This window comes from Kitasatospora sp. NPDC054795, from assembly GCF_053611565.1.
In genome coordinates this window covers 1-23,404 of sequence record NZ_JBSHAP010000140.1, presented here as the reverse complement: position 1 = coordinate 23,404, position 23,404 = coordinate 1, and the positions used below count along the sequence as shown (strand labels likewise).

General features: G+C 73.6%; 22 protein-coding genes. 7 read left to right on the top strand and 15 right to left on the bottom strand.

From position 1 onward, the window contains the following. Positions 1-238: 238 nt before the first annotated feature. From ACWGJO_RS34940 to ACWGJO_RS34930, 3 genes are all read right to left on the bottom strand, one after another. Positions 239-1,039: a DUF3710 domain-containing protein gene (locus tag ACWGJO_RS34940; protein WP_452189766.1), complete on the bottom strand. Its 801-nt coding sequence runs from the start codon at positions 1,037-1,039 to the stop codon at positions 239-241. 69 nt (positions 1,040-1,108) lie between these two features. Next, positions 1,109-1,576, bottom strand: a complete 468-nt coding sequence (gene dut, locus ACWGJO_RS34935) for a dUTP diphosphatase (RefSeq protein ID WP_030239204.1) — start codon at positions 1,574-1,576, stop codon at positions 1,109-1,111. Continuing rightward, on the bottom strand, positions 1,573-2,151 hold the full coding sequence (locus ACWGJO_RS34930; RefSeq protein WP_359913260.1) for a PaaI family thioesterase: 579 nt from the start codon (positions 2,149-2,151) through the stop codon (positions 1,573-1,575). The genes dut and ACWGJO_RS34930 overlap by 4 nt, the downstream gene beginning before the upstream one ends. 135 nt (positions 2,152-2,286) lie before the next feature. Between ACWGJO_RS34930 and ACWGJO_RS34925 the strand changes: the two genes are divergently transcribed. Continuing rightward, entirely contained in the window at positions 2,287-2,736 is a 450-nt protein-coding gene (locus tag ACWGJO_RS34925) for a DUF3093 domain-containing protein (protein ID WP_380350893.1), read from the top strand. A gap of 290 nt (positions 2,737-3,026) precedes the next feature. On the opposite strand, the gene ACWGJO_RS34920 is transcribed toward ACWGJO_RS34925, so the two are convergent. The 4 genes from ACWGJO_RS34920 to ACWGJO_RS34905 form a co-directional block, all read right to left on the bottom strand. Beyond that, positions 3,027-3,326: a DUF4193 domain-containing protein gene (locus ACWGJO_RS34920; RefSeq protein ID WP_329924615.1), complete on the bottom strand. Its 300-nt coding sequence runs from the start codon at positions 3,324-3,326 to the stop codon at positions 3,027-3,029. Positions 3,327-3,798: 472 nt separating this feature from the next. Continuing rightward, positions 3,799-4,785 (bottom strand): acyl-ACP desaturase, encoded by a 987-nt coding sequence (locus ACWGJO_RS34915; RefSeq protein WP_387695434.1) that lies wholly within the window; start codon positions 4,783-4,785, stop codon positions 3,799-3,801. A gap of 232 nt (positions 4,786-5,017) precedes the next feature. Next, a complete protein-coding gene (locus ACWGJO_RS34910) occupies positions 5,018-6,316 on the bottom strand; it encodes a sensor histidine kinase (protein WP_387695435.1) in 1,299 nt (432 codons plus the stop codon). Positions 6,317-6,389: 73 nt separating this feature from the next. Continuing rightward, positions 6,390-7,043 carry a response regulator transcription factor gene (locus ACWGJO_RS34905; protein ID WP_359913230.1) on the bottom strand — a complete coding sequence of 218 codons (654 nt, stop codon included), beginning with the start codon at positions 7,041-7,043 and terminating at the stop codon, positions 6,390-6,392. 444 nt (positions 7,044-7,487) lie between these two features. Here ACWGJO_RS34905 and ACWGJO_RS34900 point away from each other — a divergent pair, with 444 nt between their 5' ends. Further along, on the top strand, positions 7,488-7,673 hold the full coding sequence (locus ACWGJO_RS34900; RefSeq protein WP_030057688.1) for a hypothetical protein: 186 nt from the start codon (positions 7,488-7,490) through the stop codon (positions 7,671-7,673). Positions 7,674-7,836: 163 nt separating this feature from the next. Here ACWGJO_RS34900 and ACWGJO_RS34895 read toward each other — a convergent pair whose 3' ends face one another. Continuing rightward, positions 7,837-8,655, bottom strand: a complete 819-nt coding sequence (locus ACWGJO_RS34895) for an inositol monophosphatase family protein (protein WP_380551273.1) — start codon at positions 8,653-8,655, stop codon at positions 7,837-7,839. Between the two features lie 98 nt (positions 8,656-8,753). Further along, on the bottom strand, positions 8,754-9,896 hold the full coding sequence (locus ACWGJO_RS34890; protein ID WP_452189765.1) for a ferrochelatase: 1,143 nt from the start codon (positions 9,894-9,896) through the stop codon (positions 8,754-8,756). Positions 9,897-10,028: 132 nt separating this feature from the next. Here ACWGJO_RS34890 and ACWGJO_RS34885 point away from each other — a divergent pair, with 132 nt between their 5' ends. Further along, positions 10,029-11,297, top strand: coding sequence for an MFS transporter (locus tag ACWGJO_RS34885; protein ID WP_452189764.1), 1,269 nt, complete (start codon positions 10,029-10,031; stop codon positions 11,295-11,297). Positions 11,298-11,402: 105 nt separating this feature from the next. Further along, positions 11,403-12,725 carry a D-arabinono-1,4-lactone oxidase gene (locus ACWGJO_RS34880; protein ID WP_452189763.1) on the top strand — a complete coding sequence of 441 codons (1,323 nt, stop codon included), beginning with the start codon at positions 11,403-11,405 and terminating at the stop codon, positions 12,723-12,725. Positions 12,726-12,737: 12 nt separating this feature from the next. Here ACWGJO_RS34880 and ACWGJO_RS34875 read toward each other — a convergent pair whose 3' ends face one another. Then, a complete protein-coding gene (locus ACWGJO_RS34875; RefSeq protein ID WP_452189762.1) occupies positions 12,738-13,631 on the bottom strand; it encodes a hypothetical protein in 894 nt (297 codons plus the stop codon). 517 nt (positions 13,632-14,148) lie between these two features. On the opposite strand from ACWGJO_RS34875, the gene sepH reads away from it, so the two are divergent. Further along, on the top strand, positions 14,149-15,228 hold the full coding sequence (gene sepH, locus ACWGJO_RS34870) for a septation protein SepH (protein ID WP_359913245.1): 1,080 nt from the start codon (positions 14,149-14,151) through the stop codon (positions 15,226-15,228). Between the two features lie 96 nt (positions 15,229-15,324). Here sepH and ACWGJO_RS34865 read toward each other — a convergent pair whose 3' ends face one another. Beyond that, positions 15,325-16,203, bottom strand: a complete 879-nt coding sequence (locus tag ACWGJO_RS34865; RefSeq protein ID WP_452189761.1) for a sulfurtransferase — start codon at positions 16,201-16,203, stop codon at positions 15,325-15,327. 239 nt (positions 16,204-16,442) lie between these two features. Here ACWGJO_RS34865 and ACWGJO_RS34860 point away from each other — a divergent pair, with 239 nt between their 5' ends. Then, on the top strand, positions 16,443-17,186 hold the full coding sequence (locus tag ACWGJO_RS34860; RefSeq protein ID WP_452189767.1) for a VOC family protein: 744 nt from the start codon (positions 16,443-16,445) through the stop codon (positions 17,184-17,186). 136 nt (positions 17,187-17,322) lie between these two features. Here ACWGJO_RS34860 and ACWGJO_RS34855 read toward each other — a convergent pair whose 3' ends face one another. The 4 genes from ACWGJO_RS34855 to ACWGJO_RS34840 form a co-directional block, all read right to left on the bottom strand. Continuing rightward, positions 17,323-17,979, bottom strand: coding sequence for a thymidine kinase (locus tag ACWGJO_RS34855; RefSeq protein ID WP_452189760.1), 657 nt, complete (start codon positions 17,977-17,979; stop codon positions 17,323-17,325). 70 nt (positions 17,980-18,049) lie between these two features. Beyond that, positions 18,050-19,237: an alkaline phosphatase family protein gene (locus tag ACWGJO_RS34850; RefSeq protein WP_359913253.1), complete on the bottom strand. Its 1,188-nt coding sequence runs from the start codon at positions 19,235-19,237 to the stop codon at positions 18,050-18,052. Between the two features lie 44 nt (positions 19,238-19,281). Continuing rightward, entirely contained in the window at positions 19,282-19,881 is a 600-nt protein-coding gene (locus ACWGJO_RS34845) for a DUF5998 family protein (RefSeq protein ID WP_452189759.1), read from the bottom strand. Positions 19,882-19,972: 91 nt separating this feature from the next. Then, positions 19,973-22,789 (bottom strand): bifunctional acetate--CoA ligase family protein/GNAT family N-acetyltransferase, encoded by a 2,817-nt coding sequence (locus ACWGJO_RS34840; protein ID WP_452189758.1) that lies wholly within the window; start codon positions 22,787-22,789, stop codon positions 19,973-19,975. A gap of 228 nt (positions 22,790-23,017) precedes the next feature. Between ACWGJO_RS34840 and ACWGJO_RS34835 the strand changes: the two genes are divergently transcribed. Then, complete coding sequence (locus tag ACWGJO_RS34835; protein WP_360355341.1) at positions 23,018-23,299, top strand: HPr family phosphocarrier protein; 282 nt, start codon at positions 23,018-23,020, stop codon at positions 23,297-23,299. Positions 23,300-23,404 lie beyond the last annotated feature (105 nt).

The following is a 23,404-nucleotide window of genomic DNA, read 5'->3' as shown; positions in this document are numbered from 1 at the left end:
TTCGGACCGCCTTCCAGCGGACCCTCCGGGCTTCGTTCTTTCGTGTTTCCAGCTTATCAGATGTTTTCCGCTCCGTTTTCCGGAGTTTCATTCATCGGATTCGCTTTCCGCTTTGCCGCCCCGGTCTCCCGCGGCGACTCCGGAACTGTACGGTGACCGGCCCGCCACATGCAAATCGCCCCTGCCCGGGGGTCCGGGCAGGGGCGATCAGTGCCAGTCGATGCCGGTCGGAGCCGGGTCAGCGGACCTCGGTGATCTCCGGACCGCGCGCGAACGGGTCGAGCGAGGTGCCGCCGAAGCGGTTGTCGCCCTCGCCGCCGGCGGCGGCCCCGCCACCGTCGGCGACCATCTGGGCGTCCTCGGGAAGCTTCAGGACGATCGGGTCACGGGGAGCCATCGGGGACTCGCCGCGCACGACGACCGTCTGCCGGAAAACCTGCTCCAGGATCCCGGCCATCTCCGGCTGCACTGCGGCCTGGCCCGAGATCACACCGCGCAGGAACCAGCGCGGGCCGTCGCAGCCGACGAACCGCACCAGCTGCACACCCTGGGTGCCGTCCGGCAGCTGCACCGGGACCTGGGCACGGAGGTGCCAGCCGAGCGGGCCCTCCTCCTCCTCGATGAGGCCGCCCTGCGAGGTGATGCCGTTGGCGATCTCCTCCCGGACCTCCCCCCAGATGCCCTCGGACTTCGGGGCCGCGAAGGCCTGGAGCTGGATGGCGCTGTTGCCGAGCACGAGGGTGGCGGCCACGATCGCGTCACCGGCGACCTCGACGCGCAGCTCCATGCCCTCGACACCGGGGACCAGCAGACCCCCGAGGTCGACTCGCCCCTCCTCGGGGTCCTCGAGCTCAGAGTGGTCCCACGGACCGTCCGGCCGGGGGGCCGGCGGCAGCCCGACCCTGTCGGCCGGGTCCAGCTCGGTCACGTTCTCGCTCTCGGCGGAACCTTCGACGTCATCGGCCGTCTCGTCGGCGCTGATGGCGTCGTCGGCGAGCTGCTCGACAGCGTCCTCGCTCTTCTGGCGACGACGGAACACGGTCACTGTCCTTCCCGGTCCAAGACCGATGCGAATACCTGCTCGGCTTCCTGCGAGGCCGCGGGCATGCTAGACCGCGGCGTGGCCGCCGGTCGACCCGAACCCGCCCTCGGCACGTGCCGACCCAGGCAGCTCCTCCACCTCGTGGAAACGGGCCTTCTCGACCTGCTGGATCACCAGCTGGGCGATCCGGTCCCCTCGGCGGAAGCTGACCCCCTCGCGCGGGTCCAGATTGACGACGATCACCTTGATCTCTCCACGGTACCCGGCATCGACCGTCCCCGGGGCGTTCACGAGGGCAACGCCGCAACGAGCTGCGAGCCCGGACCGGGGGTGGACGAAGGCCGCGTAGCCGTCCGGCAGGGCGACGGCGATGCCGGTGGGCAGGACGGCCCGCTCGCCGGGGGCCAGCTCGGCGTCGACGGTGGTGCGCAGATCGGCACCGGCGTCCCCGGGCTGCGCGTAGGCGGGCAGCGGCAGCTCGGGGTCGATGCGCTTGATCAGGACGTCCAGCTGCGGGCGGGGGGTATCACTCAAGGGTTCACCTCAAAGGCTCGTGCGCGCTTCATCAGATCCGGGTCGTCGAGGACCTTCTCGATGTCCTCGGGACGACCGTGCGTGGTGAAGTGTTCCAGCTTCACCTGGATGAAGAGGGCCTGCGCACGGACGGCGAGCGGTCCGTCCGGGCCGCCGATCCGCGCCTCGGCGGCGCTGTAGATCTTCCGGCCGTGCACGCCGGTGATCCAGGCGCGCAGGTGCAGCACCGAGTCGACGGGCACCGGGCTGAGGAAGTCGGTCTCCAGCCGGCCGGTCACGGCGGGGGCGTGCAGCAGCCAGTTGAGCGTGCCGAGGGTCTCGTCCATGGCGGTGGTCAGCAGCCCGCCGTGGGCCAGGCCCGGGCCGCCCTGGTGGGCGTCGCGGACGGCGAACTCGGCGGTGACGTCGAGTCCCTCGCCGGCGACCGCGTCGATCCGCAGGCCGCCGGGGTGCTGCGGGCCGCAGCCGAAGCAGTGCTCGTAGTGGGAACCGAGCCGGGTGCCGGGGGCGGGCGCCCGGGGGTGGCGCTCCGGCAGGACGGCGTCCGGAGGCGGGGTGGTCGGGGTCGGCGGCATGACGGGCGCCGGCCGGTCGGTGGGGGTGCTGGGGGCTGTCGTACCGGTCACGGGCGCCAACCCTACCCAGGGGTAGCGGGCCTCCGGTGGGGGTGGCGTCCCGCGCCGGACGTCAGGGCGACCACAATGGGGGGCATGTACGACGAACGCCTCACGGTGCCGCGTTCCTGGTGGCTGCTCCCGATCGCGGTGGGTCTCACGCTCGCGCTGATCCTGATCCGGGTCAGCGGTCCGGCCGCGCTGATCGGGCTGGTGGTCGGCATCGCCGCCGGCGCGGTCGCGATCAGCAGTTACGGCTCGGCCCGCATCCGCGTGGTCCAGGGCTCACTGGTGGCCGGCCCGGCCCGGATCCCGGTGGACGCGCTCGGCGACGCTCAGGCGCTGAGCCCCGCCGAGGCGGCGGCCTGGCGCGGCCCCAAGGCCGATCCGCGCGCCTTCATGCTGCTGCGCAGCTACGTCCCGACGGCGCTGCGGGTCGAGGTGACCGACCCGGCCGACCCGACGCCGTACCTCTACCTGTCGACCCGCTCGCCGATGAAGCTGGCGGAGGCCCTGGAGGACGCCCGGCGCGGCGCCCGCACCTGAGGCGGGCCCGAGCCGGCCGTGAGCCGGCCGGGCCCGGACCCGGGCCGGACGAAGGGTCCGGCCGGACGAACCGAAGAGGCCGGACAAACGGAGAGGGACGGTTCCGCTGCTGCGGGACCGTCCCTACGACTTTGTCCTGACCGGGTTTCCGGCCGACTCCGTCCTCCCGGGCCCGTCCTGCCGGACGGTGCCCGGACCTGCCGTCCGGCCCCGCTGCCCGGGGCCGGAAGGAGCGGTGTGCCGGTCCCGCGGGCGCAGCCGCGGGCACCGGGCCCTGTCCGCCGCGGTGCTCAGGCGCCGCAGTCCCGGCAGATCGGGTTGCCGTTCTTCTCGCTGTAGAGCTGGCTGCGGTGGTGCACCAGGAAGCAGCTCATGCAGGTGAACTCGTCGGCCTGCTTCGGCAGGACACGGACGGCGAGTTCCTCGTTCGAGAGGTCGGCGCCGGGAAGCTCCATGCCCTCCGCGGCGTCGAACTCGTCGACGTCGACAGAGCTGCCGCCCTTGTCGTTCCGCCGAGCCTTGAGCTCTTCGATGCTGTCCTCGTTGACGTCATCGTCGGTCTTGCGTGGGGTGTCGTAGTCGGTTGCCATTTGTCGCTCTCCCCCTCCGGGTTGTGCGGTGTGTGCGGTATCTCCAGCGCACGTAACGCATGGGGGGTCGGTCTTGTGCCCGACCCGAGGCGGAGATTTTGCCTTACTTCAAGCCCTGTTACTCAATCGACACTCAGCACGGGCTCCATCGGGGTGATCCCCGGGCCTGCGGAAGGCCTCACGCTGGGCCATCGCCGACCCCTGTCGGACCCGATAAACCGGACACGCACAGTGAGCAAGTCCGGTGCGGGCGCCTGAGAAATCCCGTGCCCACCAGGGAGACCGACCGATCCCACGGACCGGCCGGGGGCCGATATCCGGTCACGGACGGCGATCGGCACCCCTGGGCCGGTGATCACTCTCCGGGGTTGCCCGGAATCGCGGAGCGACACGATGTGAGCTTGGTCACGTTAAGAATCTTCCTGGTCAAACCACGGAAAATCCACCCACTCCGACCGCCCGGCGCCGGGGCTCAGCCGGCGGTCTTCCGGGCCGCGCGGCGGGCCAGCAGGGCGGCCTGGCGCTCCTCGAACTTCCGGGCCTGGTCGTCCAGCCCGTCCAGGAAGACGCCCAGCTCGTTCTGCGCCAGCAGGCCCTCCGGGCCGAGCCCGCCGATCTCCATGACCTTGAGGTGGCGCAGCACCGGCTGGAGCACGTCGTCGTGGTGGATGCGCAGGTTGTACACCCCGCCGAGGGCGATCTGCGCGGCGGCGCGCTCGAAGCCGGGAATTCCGTGACCGGGCATCCGGAAGTCGGTGACGACGTCGGCGACGGCCCGCATGGCCTGGTCCGGGGCGATCTCCAGGGCGGCCTTCAGCAGGTTCCGGTAGAAGACCATGTGCAGGTTCTCGTCGTTGGCGATCTTCGCCAGCAGCTGCTCGCAGAGCGGGTCGCCGGCGTACCTGCCGGTGTTGCGGTGCGCGATGCGGGTGGCGAGCTCCTGGAAGGCCACGTACGCGACCGAGTGCAGCATGCTGTGCGCGTTGTCGGACTCGAAGCCCTCGGACATGTGGCTCATCCGGGCCCGCTCCAGCGCCACCGGGTCGACCGCCCGGGTCGCGAGCAGGTAGTCGCGGATCGCTATCCCGTGGCGCCCCTCCTCGGCCGTCCAGCGGTGCACCCAGGTGCCCCAGGCGCCCTCGCGGCCGAACATGGTCGCGATCTCGTGGTGGTAGCTGGGCAGGTTGTCCTCGGTCAGCAGGTTCACCACCAGCGACACCCGGCCCACCGCGGTCACCTGGGACTGCTCCAGCGACCAGGCCTCGCCGCCCAGCACGCCGTCGAAGTCGCGGCCCTGGCTCCACGGGACGAACTCGTGGGGCATCCACTCCTTCGCCACGGCCAGGTGGCGGTTGAGCTCCTTCTCGACGACCTCTTCGAGGGCGAGGATCAGACGCGCGTCGGTCCAGCCGCTCGCGACGAGCGGGGAGCTGCTGCTCTGCACAGGGGCGATGGTCACGGTCTTGCTCCTGAGGGGACGGCACGCGCTGGGACGGGCGCGTTGAGACGGGGACACTTCGTGCGGACCCGCCGACGGGCCGCCGGCGGATTCACCTACGGTTGCGTAGGTTACGACACCGTAAGTTGCTCGGGCCGGAAAAGACAAGCCGCCCCCGCCAGGCCTTATGTCGTCTTGACGGGCCTGGCGGGGGCGGCTGGGAACGGTCGCCTACGGAAGGGTCGTTCGACCCTTACGGAGAGGGGATGCGGACCCTCATGGTGAGTCCGCCACCGGCGCGCGGCGTGGCCTCGATGGTGCCGCCGTGGGCGCGCACCACGGAGCGGACGATGGACAGGCCGAGCCCGACCCCCTTGTCGCTGCGGGTGCGGTCGGCGCCCTTGATCCGGCGGAACGGCTCGAAGATGTGCTCCAGCTCGTACCCGGGCACCACCGGGCCGGTGTTGGAGACCACCAGCTCGCCGCCGCCGGGCACCGCCGTGGTGGCCAGCTCGACCCAGCCTCCCGGGGTGTTGTAGCGCACGGCGTTCTGCAGCAGGTTGAGCGCGAGGCGCTCCAGCAGCACGCCGTTGCCGCCGGCCATGGCCGGATCGAGCTTCGAGCGCAGCTCGACCTCGCGTTTGTCGGCCTCGCCGCGGGTCTGCTCCAGCGCCCGGGTGGCCACCTCGGACAGCTCCACCGGGCGCCGGTCGGTCAGCTCGTTCTCGCTGCGGGCGAGCAGCAGCAGGCCCTCGACCAGCTGCTCGCTGCGCTCGTTGGTGGCCAGCAGGGTCCTCCCCAGCTGTTGGAGGTCGGACGAGGCCGCCGGGTCGGAGAGCTGGACCTCCAGCAGGGTGCGGTTGATCGCCAGCGGGGTGCGCAGCTCGTGCGAGGCGTTGGCGACGAAGCGCCGCTGGGAGTCGAAGGAGCGGTCCAGCCGGTCCAGCATGCCGTCGAAGGTGTCGGCGAGCTCCTTGAGCTCGTCGTCCGGGCCGTCCAGCTCGATCCGGCGGTGCAGGTCGGAGGTGGCCACGTCGCGGGCGGTGCGGGTGATCCGGCCGAGCGGGCGCAGCACCCGGCCGGCCATCGCGTAGCCCGCCGCGAAGGCGATCACGGCGAGGCAGACCAGCATGGTCAGCGACTTGCGCAGCAGGGTGTTGAGCGCGGAGTTGGAGCGCGCCAGGTAGTCGGCGGCCTGCCACTGGTTGTAGTCGGTGCTGTTCATGGTGGTGCTGATGCCGTCGGGGCTGGTGACCCGGAGGCTGCCGTCGAAGACCAGCTTGCGCGGCGCCAGGTACGAGACGGCGTCCTGGAAGAACACGTACATCAGGAGCAGCAGCACCACGCCGGCCATCAGGAACATCCCGCCGTAGAGCAGCGTGAGCCGCATCCGGATGGTGGGGCGGAAGGGCAGCCAGGCGAGCATGCCGTCGCCGGGGGTGTAGTGCCCGGGGCGGTGGACGCGCGGCGGGGTCAGGGGCTTCGGCGGGACGGCACGCGGGCCGCCGGCGGGCGCGCCGGAGGCCCCGCCGGCTGGGGGCGGGGTGGTCATGATGGTCCTCTCGGGGCGTCCGCCGGGGCGGGCGCGTACAGCGGGGAGTCCGGGGTCGGGCGGACTCCGGTCGTCAGATCCGGTAGCCGGAGCCCGGCACGGTGACGATCACCGGCGGGTCGCCGAGCTTGCGGCGCAGCGTCATCACGGTGACGCGCACGACGTTGGTGAACGGGTCGGTGTGCTCGTCCCAGGCCTTCTCCAGGAGCTGCTCGGCCGAGACGACGGCGCCGCCGGCCCGCATCAGCACCTCCAGGACGGCGAACTCCTTGGGGGCGAGCTGGACGGTGCGTCCGTCGCGGATCACCTCGCGCCGGCCGGGGTCGACCGAGATGCCGGCGCGTTCCAGCACCGGGGGCAGCGGGACGGTCGCGCGACGGCCCAGCGCCCTTACCCGGGCGACGAGTTCGCTGAAGGCGAACGGCTTCGGAAGGTAGTCGTCCGCGCCGATCTCCAGGCCCTCGACCCGGTCGCTGATGTCGCCGGAGGCGGTCAGCATGATCACCCGGGTGGCCAGGCCCTGCTCGACCACCTTGCGGCAGACGTCGTCCCCGTGCACCAGCGGAAGATCGCGGTCCAGGACGACGACGTCGTAGTCGTTGACCGCGATGCGCTGGAGCGCGGCCTCCCCGTCGTACACCACGTCGACGGCCATCGCCTCGCGGCGCAGGCCGGTCGCGACGGCCTCGGCAAGCAGCTGCTCGTCCTCGACGACGAGAACCCGCACGGTCGTTGTCCCTTCTCCAGGCCGGCCCCGGAAAGCGGACGCACGGCTCCGACGGTGCCTCCATCCTGCCTGGTCCGGCGGTAAAGCAGCGATAAGCTGCCCCTCGGGCACGGAGCCGGAGCCCCCGGCCGTCACCGTTCGCACCCGCACCACTCCGCTTGGACTGTGACACAGGCAACTTTCTTCCGCCGGGAGGTTTCCCGCCCTCCGGGGCGGGGAGGACAGCTGCACACCCGCGATCTGGCTGACGGCCGGTCGCACCCACCCGCCGTGCGTTCATCCGCGCCGGCCCTGGGGCTGGGACATCACCGGGAGCGGCCGAAGGGCCGTCTCCGCACCTATCCGGACCTTCACCACCATCCGGGCTCGGTGCTTTCACCGGCTGGACCTCCTCGGGGCGGAGAGCGCACGACCGTGCACGTCCGACACAGTAAGGGGGCCCGTATGGACGCCTTCAAGGCCGGAATCCTGCAGCGCATAGCCAACGCCGAGCAGGATCTGCACCGCGCGATCGAGGCCGGGGACGAGTTCCTCGCCGAGGTGGAGCAGTCCGAGCTGGACGACCTCCGCCGACTCGCCGCCGAGCACGGCGTGGACACGGTGCTGGAGCGCCACCGCACCGCTGCCTGACCCGTCCGGCACACCGACCAGTCGCCGGATCTCCGGCACCAGCGGCCCTGCGGGGGCCGTGCGAAACCCAGGCCCTGGCATTCCCCGTATGCCAGGGCTCTTCGCATGTCCGGGGCCGCCCCGCCCCGCCCGCGGGTTCCGCGGGCGGGGCGGCCGGAACCGGTCAGTCCGCCCAGGCGCGCAGCGCGGCCAGCCGCTCCTGGAGCGGCTCGTACACCCCCGGGGCGGCGGCCACGGTCAGCTCGCCGTCGGGGCCGTGCCCGGGGCGGCCGCCGACCAGGGCCCCGGCCTCGGCGGCGATCAGGCAGCCGGCCGCCCGGTCCCAGGGGGCGAGGCCGCGCTCGTAGTAGCCGTCCAGCCGCCCGGCGGCGACGTCGCACAGGTCCACCGCGGCCGCCCCGCCCCGACGGATGTCGCGCACCTGCGGCATCAGCGCCAGCAGCACCTCGGCCTGCCGGACCCGCACCGACTGGACGTAGTTGAAACCGGTGGCGATCAGCGCCTGGCCCCAGGGCGGGGCCGGGCGGGCCGAGACCGGCCGGCCGTCGAGGCGGGCACCGCGGCCCAGGACGGCGTGGAACAGCTCCCCGCGGGCCGGGGCGTACACCACGCCGACGACCGCGCGGCCGTCCACCTCGGCGGCCACGCTGACCGCCCAGGAGGGCAGCCCGTACAGGTAGTTGACCGTCCCGTCGAGCGGGTCCACGACCCAGCGGACCCCGCTGGTGCCCGGCCGCTCGGCGCCCTCCTCGCCGAGGTAGCCGTCCTCCGGGCGGCGGTCGGTGATCAGCTCCAGGACGAGCTTCTCGGAGGCGAGGTCCATCTCGGTGACCACGTCGACCGGGCTGCTCTTGGTGCCGGCCACACCGAGGTCGGCGGGGCGGCCGTCGCGCAGCAGGGCGCCGGCCTGCCGGGCCGCGTCCAGGGCGACCTCCAGCAGGTCGTCGAGGAGCCGGTCGTCGGGCAGGGCGGGGGTGGGCACGGGGTTCTCCTCCGGAGCGACGGGACGGGCGGGACGGACGGGACGCGCAGGACGGACCGGGCGCGCGGGACGGGCGGTCAGTGCTCGGCGACGGGCGGTCAGCGCTCGGCGACGGCCGGACGCGGGGCGCGCGGGTTCGGGCAGCAGGCCACCGCGCACACGTCGTGGCTGGGGCCGAGGGTGCCGAGGGCGCAGCGGGTCACCCGCTCGCCGCGCTCGACGGCGGCCCGCTCCAGGACGAGCTCGCGCACCGCCGCGGTGAACCGGGGGTCGGCGCCGACGGTGGCGGCCCGGGCCACCGGCAGGCCGAGCTCGGCGGCCTTGGCCACGGCCTCGGTGTCGAGGTCGTACTTGACCTCCATGTGGTCGGAGACGAAGCCGATCGGGACCATGACCACGGCGGGCGCGCCGTCGGCGTGCTGGGCCTCCAGGTGGTCGCAGACGTCGGGTTCCAGCCACGGGGTGTGCGGGGCCCCGCTGCGGCTCTGGTACACCAGCTCCCACGGCCGCTCGGCCACGCCGGTGCGGTCGGCCACCGCGGCGGCGATCAGCCGGGCCACGTCCAGGTGCTGGGCGACGTACGCGCCGCCGGGCTCGCCGCGGGCCGGGTCGTCCGGGGCGCCGGAGGTCTCGGCCATCGAGTCCGGGACGGAGTGGGTGGTGAACGCCAGCCGGGCGCCGGGACGGACGGCCTCGGGCAGCTCCGCCAGGGCGGCCAGGACGGCGTCGGTCATCGGCTCGACGAAGCCCGGGTGGTTGTAGAAGTGCCGCAGCTTGTCGACCCGCAGGGCGGGCACGCCCTCCTCGGCGAGCGCGGCCAGCGCGTCGGCCAGGTTCTCCCGGTACTGGCGGCAGCCCGAGTAGCCGGCGTAGGCGCTGGTGGCGAGCACCGCGATCCGGCGGTGGCCGTCGGCGGCCAGCTCCCGCAGAGTGTCGACCAGGTAGGGCGCCCAGTTCCGGTTGCCCCAGTAGACCGGCAGGTCCAGTCCGTGCCCGGCGAAGTCCTTGCGCAGCGCGGCGAGCAGCTCGCGGTTCTGCCCGTTGATCGGACTGACCCCGCCGAACATGAAGTAGTGCTTGCCCACCTCCTTCAGCCGCTCCTTGGGGATGCCGCGGCCGCGGGTGACGTTCTCCAGGAACGGGACGACGTCCTCGGGGCCCTCGGGCCCGCCGAAGGAGAGCAGCAGCAGGGCGTCGTACGGGGCGGCGCCGGAGGGGGAGGGTTTGCGCGCGTCGGACATGGCACCGATCCTGCCACTGAGGGGCCGGGCGCCGTCGCGGGGGCCGCGCGGGTGTCCGGAAAATACCGTTTGCCAACGTACGTAAGCTGTGTTTGCCAGCCTTGTTCCTTACTCCCCCTGCCCGGAGCTCCCGTGCTGTCCAGCTACCGCCAGATATTCGCCTCCCCCGGCACTCTGGCCTTCTCCTCCACCGGCTTCGTCTCCCGACTGCCGATCTCCATGACCGGGATCGGCATCGTGACCATGCTGTCCCAGCTCAGAGGCTCCTACGGGGTGGCCGGCCTGGTCTCCGCCTGCCTCGCGGTCTCCGCCGCGATCCTCGGCCCCCAGGTCTCCCGGCTGGTGGACCGGCACGGCCAGCGCAGGATCATCGTCCCCGCCATGGCGATCACCATCGTCGCCGTCACCGGCCTGCTGCTCTGCGCCCGGCTGGAGGCCCCGGACTGGACGCTGTTCCTGTTCGCCGCCGGCATGGGAGTGATGCCCAGCACCGGTGCGATGGTCCGCGCCCGCTGGGCCCACCTCTACCGCGAGGACACCGGCAAGCTGCACACCGCCTACTCCTTCGAGGCCGTGGTCGACGAGGTCTGCTTCATCGTGGGCCCGATCCTCTCCATCGGCCTGGCCACCTCCGTCTTCCCCGAGGCCGGCGTGCTGCTCGCCGGGATCTTCCTCGCCGTCGGCGTGCTGCTGTTCGCCGGGCAGCGCTCCACCGAGCCGCCGGTCCACCCGGCCGCCCGGCACGCGGGCGGCTCGGTCATCCTCAACCGCGGCCTCCAGGTGCTGATCGTGACCTTCGTCGCCACCGGCGCGATCTTCGGCTCGGTCGAGGTGGTCACCGTCGCCTACGCCGAGGCCCAGGGCCACAAGTCGATCTCCAGCGTGATCCTCGCCCTGTGGGCGCTCGGCTCCTGCCTGGCCGGGGTGGTCTTCGGGACCCTCAAGCTCACCGGCTCGATGGCGGTGCGCTTCCTCGTCGGCGTCCTGTTCATGGCGGTCAGCATGGTGCCGCTGCTGCTGGTCGCCCACGCGGTGCACGGCGTCGGCGGGCTGGTCGCGGTCGGCGCCGCGCTGCTGATCGCCGGCATCGCCATCTCCCCCACCCTGATCACCGCGATGGCCCTGGTCGAACGGCTCGTCCCGGCCTCCCAGCTGACCGAGGGCATGACCTGGACCACCACCGGCCTGGCCCTCGGCGTCGCGGTCGGGTCCTCGGCCGGCGGCTGGGTGGTCGACGCCTCCGGAGCCGCCGCGGGCTACTGGGTGCCGCTGGCCGCGGGCCTGCTCGGCGTGGTCGCCGCCCTCGCCGGCCTCGCCCGGCTGCGCGCCGGACTGACCACCGCACCCGCCGCCGAGGCGGCCGCCGACGGGGCCGGACGACCCGTAGACGCCGACCGGTGAACTGACTAGTCTCTCGCCCTACCCGCGGGCCGTACCGGCGGGTAGGGCGGTAGCGCCGCCCCGGACCGCGCCGACCCGTTCGGCCACGGAGCAGGAGGCAGCGCAATGCCCCAGGCCAGTACCGCGACCCCCACCCGGTGGACCAACTGGGCCGGCAACCAGAGCGCCCGGCCCGCCCGGGCCGCCGCCCCCGGCACCGCGGAGGAACTGGCCAAGGAGATCCTGCGGGCCGCCGAACAGGGCCGCACCGTCAAGGCCGTCGGCTCCGGCCACTCCTTCACCTCCATCGCCTCCGCCGGCGACGGCGTCCAGATCCGCCCGCACGCGCTCACCGCCGTCCGCGCGATCGACCGCGAGGCCGGCACCATCACCGTCGAGTCCGGCCTCCCGCTGCACCGGCTCAACCGGGTCCTCGCCGCCGAGGGCCTCTCGCTGACCAACATGGGCGACATCGAGGTCCAGACGGTGGCCGGCGCCACCAGCACCGGCACCCACGGCACCGGCCGCGACTCCGGCTCGCTGGCCGCCCAGATCCGCGCCCTGGAGATCGTCCTCGCCGACGGCACCGTCCGGTACTGCTCCCCCACCGAGAACCCCCGGCTCTTCCAGGGCGCCCGGCTCGGCCTCGGCGCCCTCGGCGTGATCACCGCGCTCACCTTCGGCGTCGAGCCGGCCTTCCTGCTCACCGCCCACGAGCAGCCGATGGGCTTCGACGAGGTGCTGGAGCGCCTGGACGACCTCACCGCCGTCAACGAGCACTTCGAGTTCTACTGGTTCCCGCACACCGACCGCTGCGCCACCAAGCGCAACAACCGCAGTCAGGGCCCGGCCGCCCCGCTGCCCCGGTTCAAGGAGTGGCTGGAGGACGACTTCCTCTCCAACACCGTCTGGGAGGGCGCCTGCCGGGTCGGCCGGCGCTTCCCCGGCTCGATCCCCTCGATCGCCTCGATGGCCAGCCGGGCCTGGTCCGAGCGCAGCTTCACCGACGCCGCCTACAAGGTGTTCACCAGCCCGCGCAAGGTCCGCTTCGTGGAGATGGAGTACGCGGTGCCGCGCGCGGCCGTCGGCGAGGTGCTGCGCGAACTGAAGGCCCTGGTCGAGCGCTCCGACTGGAAGGTCAGCTTCCCGGTCGAGGTGCGCTTCTCCCCCGCCGACGACCTCTGGCTCTCCACCGCCTCCGGCCGGGACAGCGCCTACGTCGCCGTCCACCTCTACCGGGGCACCGCCGACCAGGGCTACTTCACCGGCGTCGAACAGCTGATGACCGCCCATCAGGGCCGGCCGCACTGGGGCAAGCTGCACACCCGCGACGCCGAGTACCTGGCCGGCGTCTACCCGCACTTCGGCGACTTCACCGCGCTGCGCGACGAGGTCGACCCGCAGCGGGTGTTCGGCAACGACTACCTGCGCCGGGTGCTGGGCGCCTGACCGGCGCATGTCCTAGGAGGTCGCGGCGGCCCCGTCGGCCGACGGCGGGGCCACCGGTGCCTTCGCCGGTTCCTTCAGCGGCTCCCTCGCCGGGGCGTCGCTCGGCGCCGGCGACTGCGGGGTCGTCCCGCCGCCGGGCTTCCCGCCGCCCGCCGACGGGGAGGCGCCGGCCGACGGGGTCGCGCCCGGGCCCGCCGAGGGCGAGGCCGTCCCCGCGCCGGTGCTCGGCGTGTCGCCCGGCTCCCGGCTCGGCCGGGTGGTCGCCGGGGCCGAGGCGCCGCCGGACGGCGCGGTTTCCTGGCCCGGGCGGCCGCCCGGGGCGGGCCGGTCCGTCGGGGCGTCCTGTGGCCGGTCGGACTTGTCGGACTTGGACGTCAGCGCCCCGCCGAAGGACGTGCCGTTGCCGGACTCGCCCTTGACCGTCGCCGACACCGGCTGCCCGGTGGCCAGTTCGAACGCCACGATCGGCGCCATCGCCAGCACGAAGACCAGCCCGGACACCGCCGCGTACGTCTTCCAGCCCCACCGCCGGCGCGCCCGCACCACCTGCGGCTCGTTCCACTCCGAGGTGATCACCGGCGGCTGCGCCCGCGTCCCGGACGGCCCGGTCTCCACCGGCGCCTGCCGCAGGGTGTTGGCGGCCTGGTTCGGCCCCCGGTCCACCGCCTCGCGCAGCTGCTCACCGGTCCGCTTGAAGATGTGCTGGAACACCGCGCCACCGGTGGTGGCCCCGATGCTCACCACGGCGGCGCCCAGGATCGTGCCGTACACCCCCAGCTCGGAGGCCAGCAGTGCGCCCACCACCGTGGCCAGCGCACTCGCCGCGACCTGAGCCACACTCAGATCGATGCGCCTGCGCTCGTCCTTGACCTTTCCGCCCTCCTCGGCGGGGCTCCGCTCCGGCATCAACATCCCTCGGTCCGTACGACTGTTCCTCGAACAAGGCTCTCCATCTTGCACAAAGAAGGACACAAGGGACGAAAATGCGGTTCTCCGCGCCCGGCTTGTGTGAAGATGATCACCGTTCATCCGACGGTGGTCCGCCATTGGGGGAGCGCGCTCTTGAGATTCCCGTGAATCGCGGGAGACTTGAGCGGCGAGCCGCCCCGCTGGATGCCACGAATGGAGTACTGTTCGTAAAGCCCGAGCCTTGGGTCGACTTGTCGACTACGTCTACACCGGTAGCTTGACGAGGAGCCACTGAACGGGCACGCACGGCGACGCCGGTCCCGGATCGTCGCGAACACTCCGCGTGCGAGGACGGCCGGGACACCCAGGCGCGACGCCGACGGACGGCGTGGCAAAAAGGCAACCGTGCCACAGCGGCGCGCGCGGGCGTAAGCCCGACACGCCGGGGAACTCAGCAAGGTTGTGGCCAGTCGCCAGTGGGCAGGCCACACTCAGTACGGGAGCAGCGACGCAGGTGACGTCGGCAGGCACCACCCGGGAGGTAACCGTGCCCGAACTGCGGGTTGTGGCCGTCAGCAACGACGGCACACGGCTGGTGCTCAAGGCTGCCGACAGCACGGAGTACACCCTTCCCATCGATGAGCGGCTGCGTGCCGCCATCCGCGGGGACCGGCCGCGCCTCGGCCAGATCGAGATCGAGGTCGAGAGCCATCTGCGGCCCCGGGACATCCAGGCCCGGATACGAGCCGGTGCCTCCGCCGAGGAGGTCGCCCAGGCGGCCGGCATCTCCGTCGACCGCGTCCGCCGCTTCGAGGGCCCGGTGCTCGCCGAGCGCGCCTTCATGGCCGAGCGCGCCCGCAAGACCGCGATCCGCCGCAACGGCGAGTCCCCCGGTCCGCAGCTCGGCGAGGCCGTCGCCGAGCGGCTCGCGCTGCGCGGCGCCGAGAAGGAGACCGAGCGCTGGGACTCCTGGCGGCGCGACGACGGCACCTGGGAGGTCATCCTCTCCTACCGGGCCGACGGCGAGGGCCGCAGCGCCTCCTGGACGTACGACCCGCCCCGGCGCCTGGTCCAGCCCAACGACGACGAGGCCCGCGCGCTGATCGGCGAGAACGTCGAGCGCGAGGAGGAGTCGGTCTTCCCGTTCATCCCGCGGATCGCCCGACTCCCCCACGAGCGGCCGCCCCGCCCGATGATCGACCGGCCCTCGGCCGACCGCATCATGTCGGCCCGCGAGGTCCGCGAGTCGCGGGAGGCCACCGCCGAGGCCCGGGACTCCTTGACCAGCCTGCTCGACGTGGTCCCCGCCTTCCGCGGCGACCTCGCCGTCGGCGCCCCCGCCCCGATCGAACCGGTGCCCGCCGAGGTCGCCGAGGAGAGCGAGGAGGCCGCTGCGGCGGCCGCCCCGGCCGTCGGCGCGGGCTCGGCCTACGCCGACATCCTGATGCCGCGCGCCGTCGCCCCGCACCGCGAGCGCCTGGTCGGCACCACCGACCGGCAGGCCGAGGCGGACGGCGTCCGGCCCGGGCGCCGGGCCACCGTGCCCAGCTGGGACGAGATCGTCTTCGGCAGCCGGCGCAAGAAGCAGGAGTAGTAGCGCAGCAGCACGGTGGTAGGGGGCGTCGGCCGAGCCGGCGCCCCCTACCGCTGCGCACCCGTCGGGGGATCCCGCCGCAGGGTGCGCGCCGGCTCAGCCCGGCTGCTCGGTGACCGCCACCGGACGCGACTCGTCGCTCGACCACTCGCTCCACGAGCCCGGGTACAGCACGGCCGGCAGACCCGCCACCTCCAGCGCCAGGATCTGGTGCGCCGCCGTCACGCCCGAACCGCAGTACACCGCGGTCTCCCGCTCCCCCGCGCCCAGCGCCTGGAACCGGGCGGCCAGCTCGGCGGCCGGCCGGAACCGGCCGTCCGGGCCCACGTTACCGGCCGTCGGCGCCGAGACCGCGCCCGGGATGTGCCCGGCCCGCGGGTCCACCGGCTCGCTCTCGCCCCGGTAGCGCTCCCCGGACCGGGCGTCCAGCAGCAGGCCGCCGCGCGCCAGGGCCGCGGCGCCGTCCCCGTCCACCGTCGGCAGCTGCCCCGGCACCGGCTTGAAGTCGCCCTCCCCCGGCTCCGGCAGCTCGGTCGACACCGGCAGCCCGGCCTCCTGCCAGGCCGCGAACCCGCCGTCCAGCACCCGGACGTCCCGGTGCCCGGCCCAGCGCAGCAGCCACCAGGCCCGGGCCGCCGCCATCGAGGCCGCGCCGTCGTACACCACGACCGGGCGCGGCGCACTCACCCCGAAGCGGCGCATCGCCGCGCCGAACTCCTCCGGGTCCGGCAACGGGTGGCGACCGCCCCGGCCGGGGGCGCCGGGCGGGGCGGCCAGGTCCCGGTCCAGCTCGACGAAGTGGGCGCCGGGCAGGTGACCGGCCCGGTACTCCTCGGCCGCGGTCGGGCCGCCCGGCGCGGCGCCGACCAGCTGGTAGCGCACGTCCAGCAGCACCGGCGGCAGCGCGGAGGCCAGCGCCTCCCGCAGCTCGGCCGCGGAGATCAGCGGGGAACCGTCGTTGTAGGTGGTGGTCATGGCGGCCATTGTCGCGCAGCGCGGCCCCGGCGGTGGGGCATCCGGCTCCTTGCCGCGGTCCGACCCGCGAAATCCGACGGAATCCGTCGGGACACGCCCGAACCGCCGCTCTTTGTGGTGTCTTTGCCGGATTTTCCGCGCGGCCCGAGGGTTGGGCGCCCGCCAGGGTGGAAGCATCACCCTCGCGCGCGTGGATTTCCGTGCGCCAACCACCCACGAGGAGGCCCGCATTGCCCGCGGTGGAACTCCGACTGGCCCAGGGCACGCCCTGCTGGGTCAGCCTGCTGACCGACGACCTGCCCGGCGCCCGCGCCTTCTACGGCGCCCTGCTCGGCTGGACGTACACGCCCGGGCCCGGGCAGCTCGGCGACTACGTCCGGGCCGAGCTCGACGGGGCGCCGGTGGCCGGCCTCGGCGTCTCCACCGCCACCGGCTTCCCGGTGCAGTGGACCACCTACTTCGCCGTGGACGACGCCGACCGCACCGCCCAGCTGGTCCGCGAGTGCAGCGGGACCGTCGCCGTCGGACCGCTCCAGGCCGAACGCGCCGGGCGGATGGCCATCGCCGCCGACGTCTCCGGTGCGGTCTTCGGCCTCTGGCAGGGCCAGGAGCATCTCGGCCGGGAGGCCGGCCGTGAACCGGGCGCCCCGGCCTGGGCCGAACTGCTCACCCCCGACGCACAGGGCGCCGCCGCCTTCTACTCCACCGTGTTCGGCCGCCCGGTCCGCTCCGCCGCGGACGAGACCGCGCTGCTGGTGAGCGGGCGGCCGGTCGCCGGCATCCGGCACCGCGCCGAGCTGCGCGGCCACCCGCCGCGCTGGCGCACCCACTTCGTGGTCCGCGACGCCGGGCTGGCCGCCCGTCACGCCGTGGAGCTCGGCGGCCGGGTCCTGGTCGAACCGCACGACACCGCCCGCGGCCGCGCCGCCCGGCTCGCCGACCCGCAGGGCGGGCACTTCTCCGTGCTGGAAGTGATTCCGTAGCGGCCGGCGCCGTCCGGGGGCGCCGCTGTTCAGGGGCGTCGGCGCCCGCGGGCCGCCGGCCGTCTCGGGCCTGCTGTTCCGCTCCGGCCTGCCGTTCCCCTCGGGCCTGACATTCCCCTCGGGCCGGCCGATCCCGTCAGGCCTGCTGGTCCTCGAAGGGCAGCACGTCCGGGGAGAGCACCGAGGCGCGCGCCGTCGCGGCGGTCAGCCGGCGGCGGTGGTGGCGGCGGCACAGCACCTCGTAGCCGACCTCGTCCCGGTCCACCGAGATGTCGCCGATCACCACCTGCGCGCCCTCGACCACCATCACGCCGCCGACCGTCCGGGCGTTGTGGGTGGCCCGGGCGCCGCACCAGCACAGCGCCTCGACCTGGAGCACCTCCACCCGGTCGGCCAGCTCGATCAGCCGCTGCGAGCCCGGGAACAGCCGGGTGCGGAAGTCGGTGGTGATGCCGAAGGTGTAGACGTCGATGTCCATCTCGTCCACCACCCGGGCCAGCTGGTCGACCTGTTCGGCCGCGAAGAACTGCGCCTCGTCGCAGATCAGGTAGTCCACCCGCCCGCCCGCCGAGATCCGCTGCACCACGTGCGCGTGGAAGTCGAAGTCGTCCGTCACCTCGACCGCGTCGGCGCGCAGGCCCAGCCGGCTGGAGATCGTCGCCGCGCCCGCCCGGTCGTTGCGGGTGAGGATCACGCCCTGCCGGCCGCGCGCGGTGTGGTTGTGGTCCATCTGCAGCGCCAGCGTCGACTTGCCGCAGTCCATCGTGCCCGAGAAGAACACCAGTTCAGCCATGGGTGGAGCAAAGGCCTTTCAAATCAAGGGAGTTCGGGCACAGAGAAGTCAAGTGGGCGGCGCGGCCCGGCTAGCCGCGGACTTCGAGCAGCGGTACGAACTGCTCGACCGGGGTCATCGAACCGTGCAGACCGATCATCGCGGACTCGCCGGGCTCGTTGCGGGAGGCGACGATCGCGATGTCGTCGCGCGCCGCGGCCACCACGTCGCCGATCCGGGCGTACACCCGCTCGTCCACTGTCGGACCGAACCAGCCCGCCTCGATCGCCCGGTCCCGGGTGGCCACCCACATCCGGTCCCCCAGCACCTCACTCCAGACCGCGTGCACATCGGCCGCCGCACCCGGCACCGCGTACACGTGCCGGGCCCGGCCCTCGCCGCCGAGCAGGGCGACGCCGGCGCCCAGCTCCCAGTCCTCGTCGAAGTCGATCCGGTCCTCCGGCGCGATGTCGATCATGCCGTGGTCGGCCGTCACGTACATCGCCGAGCGCGGCGGCAGCTGCGCGGCCAGTCGGCGGGCCAACCGGTCCACCGCGTCCAGCGTCATCCGCCACTCGTCCGAGTCCACCCCGAAGCGGTGGCCCGCACCGTCCAGCTCGCTGACGTAGGTGTACACCAGCGCCCGGTCGTGCTCGGCCAGCCAGGAGGCCGCCAGGTCCATCCGTTCCTCGCCCGTGGTGCGGCCGAGGAAGGTGCCGCCGGACAGCGCCACCCTGGTCAGCGGGGTCTGGGCGAACAGCGGGGACGAGACCTGCGCGGTCGCCACCCCGGCCTGGTGGGTGCGCTCGAAGACCGTCGGGTACGGCTGCCAGGCGTGCGGGTCGGTCGGCGGCTGCCAGCGCAGCTGGTTCATCAGGTAGCCGGCGCCCGGCACCGCCACCGTGTACCCGGCCAGGCCGTGCAGGCCCGGCGGCGTGCCGGTGCCGACCGAGGCCAGCGAGGTCGCCGTGGTCGACGGGAAGCCCGCGGTCAGCGGACGGCCGCTGCCGCCCAGCGAACTCCCGACGAGCGAGGACAGGAACGGCGCGTACTCGGGGTGGCGCAGCAGCAGCTCCCAGCCCAGGCCGTCCACCAGGAACACCACCACCCGGTCCGCCGGGGCGATCGGGAGCGTCGCGGTGAACCCGGGGACGCCCAGCCCCGCCGCCACCGAGGGCAGCAGGTCGCACAGCGAGCCGCTGCCGTACGGGGGCGCGGGGGCCGTGGCCGGGTCAAGGATCTCGAAGGCGTCGTAGCCGTCGGCAGGAACGAAGGACATGGAACCGGATTCGTAGCGGTGCGGTCGGTCGGATGCGGCGGAGCTCAGACCCGCGGGCTGGTGCTGATCGTCGCGTCGGACAGCGCCCGGGCGAACACCAGCGCCTGGGCCACCGTCTCCGGACCGTCGCCGGCCTCGCTCACCCGCAGGGAGAGGTCGTCGGCCGTGGCCGAACCGGTGTAGCCGTGGTCCGCCTCGCAGTTCGGGTCCGAGCAGCCGGCCGGCTCCAGGTCCAGGCGCTGCACCGCGCCCCAGCCGATCGTCAGCACCACCTCGCGCGGCAGGGTGCCCGGGGTGTACGTCTCGGGGTTCGCCACCATCCGGCTCAGCACGACCGAACCGATCCGGTCCAGTCGGACGCTCTCCGTCGACGTCGTCGCGAACGGCATCGCCGGGCTGCCCTCGGCCCCGGACTGCTCGTCGGTGTGACTCACCACGAACCGGGTCGGGGTGAGCACCAGCACCGTCACGTGCCGGCGCACCTCGTTGGCGTCGAACGTCGTCTCCTGGTGCACCAGGTAGGAGCTGATCGGCTCCGGGCCCACCGCGGACTCGACCGCCTCGGACACCAGGGCCGGGTAGTAGCCGCTGCGCTCGATAGCCGAGCGCAGGTCCTGAGTGGTGGTGGTACCGGTCTTCGCCATATCTCCATCCTGGCATGGTCCGCCGACGAAGCGGGCGGCACGGCGCCGAGCTTCGGACAACAGCGCCCGGGCAGGGCGCAACCAAGGAAGGTTACAGCGTGCTCATCGCGCGCGGGCCCAGATCGCTGCGGACCGGCAGGGGCGCGACCCTCACCCGCGCCCCCAGGATCGCCAGTCCGTGCGGGGCCACGACCACCGGTTCGAGATCCACCGAGGCGATCTCCGGAACGTCGTCCACCAGCTGCGAGACCCGCAGCAGCAGTTCCTCCAGCGCGCCGGTGTCCACCGCCTCGGCGCCGCGCCAGCCGAACAGCAACGGCGCCGCCCGGACCTCCCGGATCAGCCCGGCGACGTCCTGGTCGGTGGCCGGAACCAGCCGGTGCGCCGTGTCGCCCAGCAGTTCGGCCGGCGCACCGGCCAGGCCGAAGGAGAGGATCGCGCCGACCGCCGGGTCCACCGTGGCGGCGATCACGGTGTCCACGCCGCGCGGCGCCATCCGCTGGACCACCAGCTCGGCCTGCGCGGCGCCGCCGAGCAGCGCGTCCAGTTCGCGGTGGGCGCGGCGCAGGCCCGCCTCGTCGGTCAGGTCCAGCCGGACGCTGCCCAGGTCGGGACGGTGGCGCAGGTGCGGGGCGGTCGCCTTGAGGGCCACCGGGTAGCCGAGCGTCCCCGCGGCCCGTACGGCCGTCTCCTCGTCCGGGGCCGGCCGCACCGGGGAGACGTCGATCCCGTAGCGGGCCAGCAGTTCCTGGGCCCCGGCCTCGGGCAGGGTGATCCGGGCGCCGCCGGGCTGGGTGCGCGCCGCAACCGCGGCCCGGGTGCTCAGCGCCGCCTCCACCAGGCGGCGGGCGCCGGGCTCGTCGATCCGGTCCAGCTCGGGGACGCGCGCCGTCTCCTCCGCCTCGGCCGTACGGCGGCGCCACTGCGCGTAGTGCACGGCGTGGGTGAGGGCGTTCACGGCCCGCTCGGGCGCCGCGTAGGCGGGGATGCCGCCGGGGCGCAGCCGGGTCGGCAGGTCGGTCAGCGCCAGGTGGGTGAGCAGCAGCGGCTTGCCCAGCTCCCGGGCGCGCAGGGCCGCTTCGAGCAGGGCGGCGGCGATCTCCGGGTCGTCCGAGCCCATCGCCGGGTCGTCCTCGCCGGTCAGCCGGCCGCCCATGAAGGCGTGGGCGGAGGTGCCGATCGGCGGGATGGCGACGGCGATCACCGCGTCCACGGCCGGGTCGGCGAGCGCGACGTCCAGGGCGATCCGGAAGTTCTCGCCGGTCGCGGCGGTGGTGAGGTCGACGGGGGTGCACGGGCGCAGGCCGGCGCTCAGCAGGGCGTCGTAGGTGAGCAGGCCGAGCGAGTCGGAGTTGCCGACCACCGCGACCCGGTCCCCCGGCGGCAGCGGCTGCTGGGCCAGCAGCTCGCCGGTGTCGTACAGCTCGGTGATCGTCGCCACCCGGGTGACGCCCGCCTGTTCGAACAGCGCGTCCACGGTGGCGTCGCGCAGGCCGGTGGCGGTGGCGGGGACGGCGTGGCCGGGCGGCAGGCTGCCGGTGTGCCGGGCGCCCTTGACCACCACGACCGGCTTGACGGCGGCCAGCCGGCGGGCGATCCGGGTGAACTTGCGCGGGTTGCCGAAGGACTCCAGGTAGAGCAGCACCACCTGGGTGGCGTCGTCCTCGGCCCAGTACTGGAGGAAGTCGTTGCCGGAGACGTCGGAGCGGTTGCCGACCGAGGCGAAGGTGGAGACGCCGAGGCCGCGCTTGTGGGCGGCCTCCAGCAGGGCCACGCCGATCGCGCCGGACTGGCAGAAGATCCCGAAGCCGCCGCTACCGGGCAGGCGCGGGGCGAGCGAGGCGTTCAGCGGGTGCTGCGGGTCGGTGTTGATCAGGCCGAAGGCGTTCGGGCCGATCACCCGCATGCCGGCCGCGCGGGCCTGGCGGACCAGCGCGCGCTGGCGGTCCCGGCCCTCCGGGCCGGTCTCCGCGTAGCCGGCGGTGACCACCACCAGGCCCTGCACCCCGTGGGCGCCGCAGTCGGCGACGGCGGCCGGGACGGCACCCTCGGGGACGGCGATCACGGCGAGGTCCACCGGTCCGGGAATGTCCAGAATCGAACGGTGGACCGGGACGCCGTCCAGCTCGGTGCCGGGCGCGGCGTTGCGGTTCACCGCGTACAGCGCGCGGTCGGCCGGGGCGTCGTCCCCCAGGAGGTCGCGCAGGATGGCCCGGCCGACGGTCTGCGGGGTGCGGGAGACCCCGATCACCGCCACCGAGCGCGGGGTGAGCAGCCGCTGCACCGAGCGCGCCTCGGCGCGGTGCTCGCGGGCGCGCATCACGGCGAGCGAGCGGTCGGTCTGTTCGAGGTCGAACTCCAGGTGCACCACGCCGTCGGCGAAGCTGCGGTGCTGGGTGTAGCCGGCGTCGGTGAAGACCTTCACCATCTTCCGGTTCTCCGGCAGCACTTCGGCCTGGAAGCGGCGGATGCCGCGCTCCTGCGCGACCGCCGCGATGTGCTCCAGCAGGGCGGAGGCCACGCCGCGGCCCTGGTGGGCGTCCTGCACCAGGAAGGCCACCTCGGCGTCGGTGCCGGTGTCGCAGGGGCGGCCCTCGGCGTCGATCCGGTCGTACCGGACGGTGGCGATGAAGCGGTCCCGGACCACCACCGCGAGGCCCACCCGGTTCACGAAGTCGTGGTGGGTGAAGCGGCGCACGTCCTTGTCGGAGAGCCGCGGGTAGGGGGCGAAGAAGCGGAAGTACTTGGACTGGTCCGACACCTGCTCGTAGAACTCCACGAGCCGGCCGGCGTCGGCGGGGGTGATCGGCCGGATCCGGGCCGTGCCGCCGTCACGCAGCAGGATGTCCGCTTCCCAGTGCTGCGGATAGTCGGGTTGCTCGGGGTTCGCCACCGCGGGGTCTTCCACATTCGTCAGGTTATCCGGCGGCGGGCCGAATGGCGCCGGGCGCGTGCTCACGGCAGGGTGGACAGCGCCATCGGCCGGGATTTATGCCCCGAAAAGAAACAATCACAACTCCTGAACGCGGCGGTTTCCAGGGGCCGCCTGCGTGCAACACTGGTCTAGACAACATGGCCGCTTCCCCCGCTCCCCCTGAGCACGGCCGTGACCAGCTTCACCGGAAAGGCACGTCTCATGGCTGAGCGCCGCGTCACCATCGGTTGGGCCGAGGGCCTGCACGCCCGTCCCGCCTCCGTCTTCGTCCGGGCCGTCACGGCCACCGGCGTGCCGATCACCATCGCCAAGCCCGGCGGCAACCCGGTCAACGCCGCCTCCATGCTCGGCCTCCTCGCCCTGGGCGCCCAGGGCGGCGACGAGGTCATCCTCGCCTCCGACGCCGAGAACGCCGACGACGCCCTCGACCGCCTCGCGAAGCTCGTCTCCGAAGGCCTCGACGAGCTCCCCGCCGCGGCCTGAGCCTCGCAGCACACACCCGATCGGGGTGGCGCCCCCCCCCGGGGGCCCCCCCCCCCGGAGGAGGTGAGACCACGAAAAAGAACACCTGCGAGGGGGGCGGCGCCA

Excerpts from the sequence above, each read along its gene's own strand:
- ACWGJO_RS34890 (WP_452189765.1), bottom strand. The coding sequence starts at position 9,896 with ATGTCCGACGCGCGCAAACCCTCCCCCTCCGGCGCCGCCCCGTACGAC.
- ACWGJO_RS34845 (WP_452189759.1), bottom strand. The coding sequence starts at position 19,881 with ATGGCGAAGACCGGTACCACCACCACTCAGGACCTGCGCTCGGCTATC.
- ACWGJO_RS34910 (WP_387695435.1), bottom strand. The coding sequence starts at position 6,316 with ATGACCACCCCGCCCCCAGCCGGCGGGGCCTCCGGCGCGCCCGCCGGC.
- ACWGJO_RS34900 (WP_030057688.1), top strand. The coding sequence starts at position 7,488 with ATGGACGCCTTCAAGGCCGGAATCCTGCAGCGCATAGCCAACGCCGAG.
- ACWGJO_RS34880 (WP_452189763.1), top strand. The coding sequence starts at position 11,403 with ATGCCCCAGGCCAGTACCGCGACCCCCACCCGGTGGACCAACTGGGCC.
- ACWGJO_RS34835 (WP_360355341.1), top strand. The coding sequence starts at position 23,018 with ATGGCTGAGCGCCGCGTCACCATCGGTTGGGCCGAGGGCCTGCACGCC.
- ACWGJO_RS34930 (WP_359913260.1), bottom strand. The coding sequence starts at position 2,151 with ATGCCGCCGACCCCGACCACCCCGCCTCCGGACGCCGTCCTGCCGGAG.
- ACWGJO_RS34920 (WP_329924615.1), bottom strand. The coding sequence starts at position 3,326 with ATGGCAACCGACTACGACACCCCACGCAAGACCGACGATGACGTCAAC.
- ACWGJO_RS34855 (WP_452189760.1), bottom strand. The coding sequence starts at position 17,979 with ATGGCTGAACTGGTGTTCTTCTCGGGCACGATGGACTGCGGCAAGTCG.
- ACWGJO_RS34875 (WP_452189762.1), bottom strand. The coding sequence starts at position 13,631 with ATGCCGGAGCGGAGCCCCGCCGAGGAGGGCGGAAAGGTCAAGGACGAG.
- ACWGJO_RS34850 (WP_359913253.1), bottom strand. The coding sequence starts at position 19,237 with ATGTCCTTCGTTCCTGCCGACGGCTACGACGCCTTCGAGATCCTTGAC.
- ACWGJO_RS34925 (WP_380350893.1), top strand. The coding sequence starts at position 2,287 with ATGTACGACGAACGCCTCACGGTGCCGCGTTCCTGGTGGCTGCTCCCG.
- ACWGJO_RS34865 (WP_452189761.1), bottom strand. The coding sequence starts at position 16,203 with ATGACCACCACCTACAACGACGGTTCCCCGCTGATCTCCGCGGCCGAG.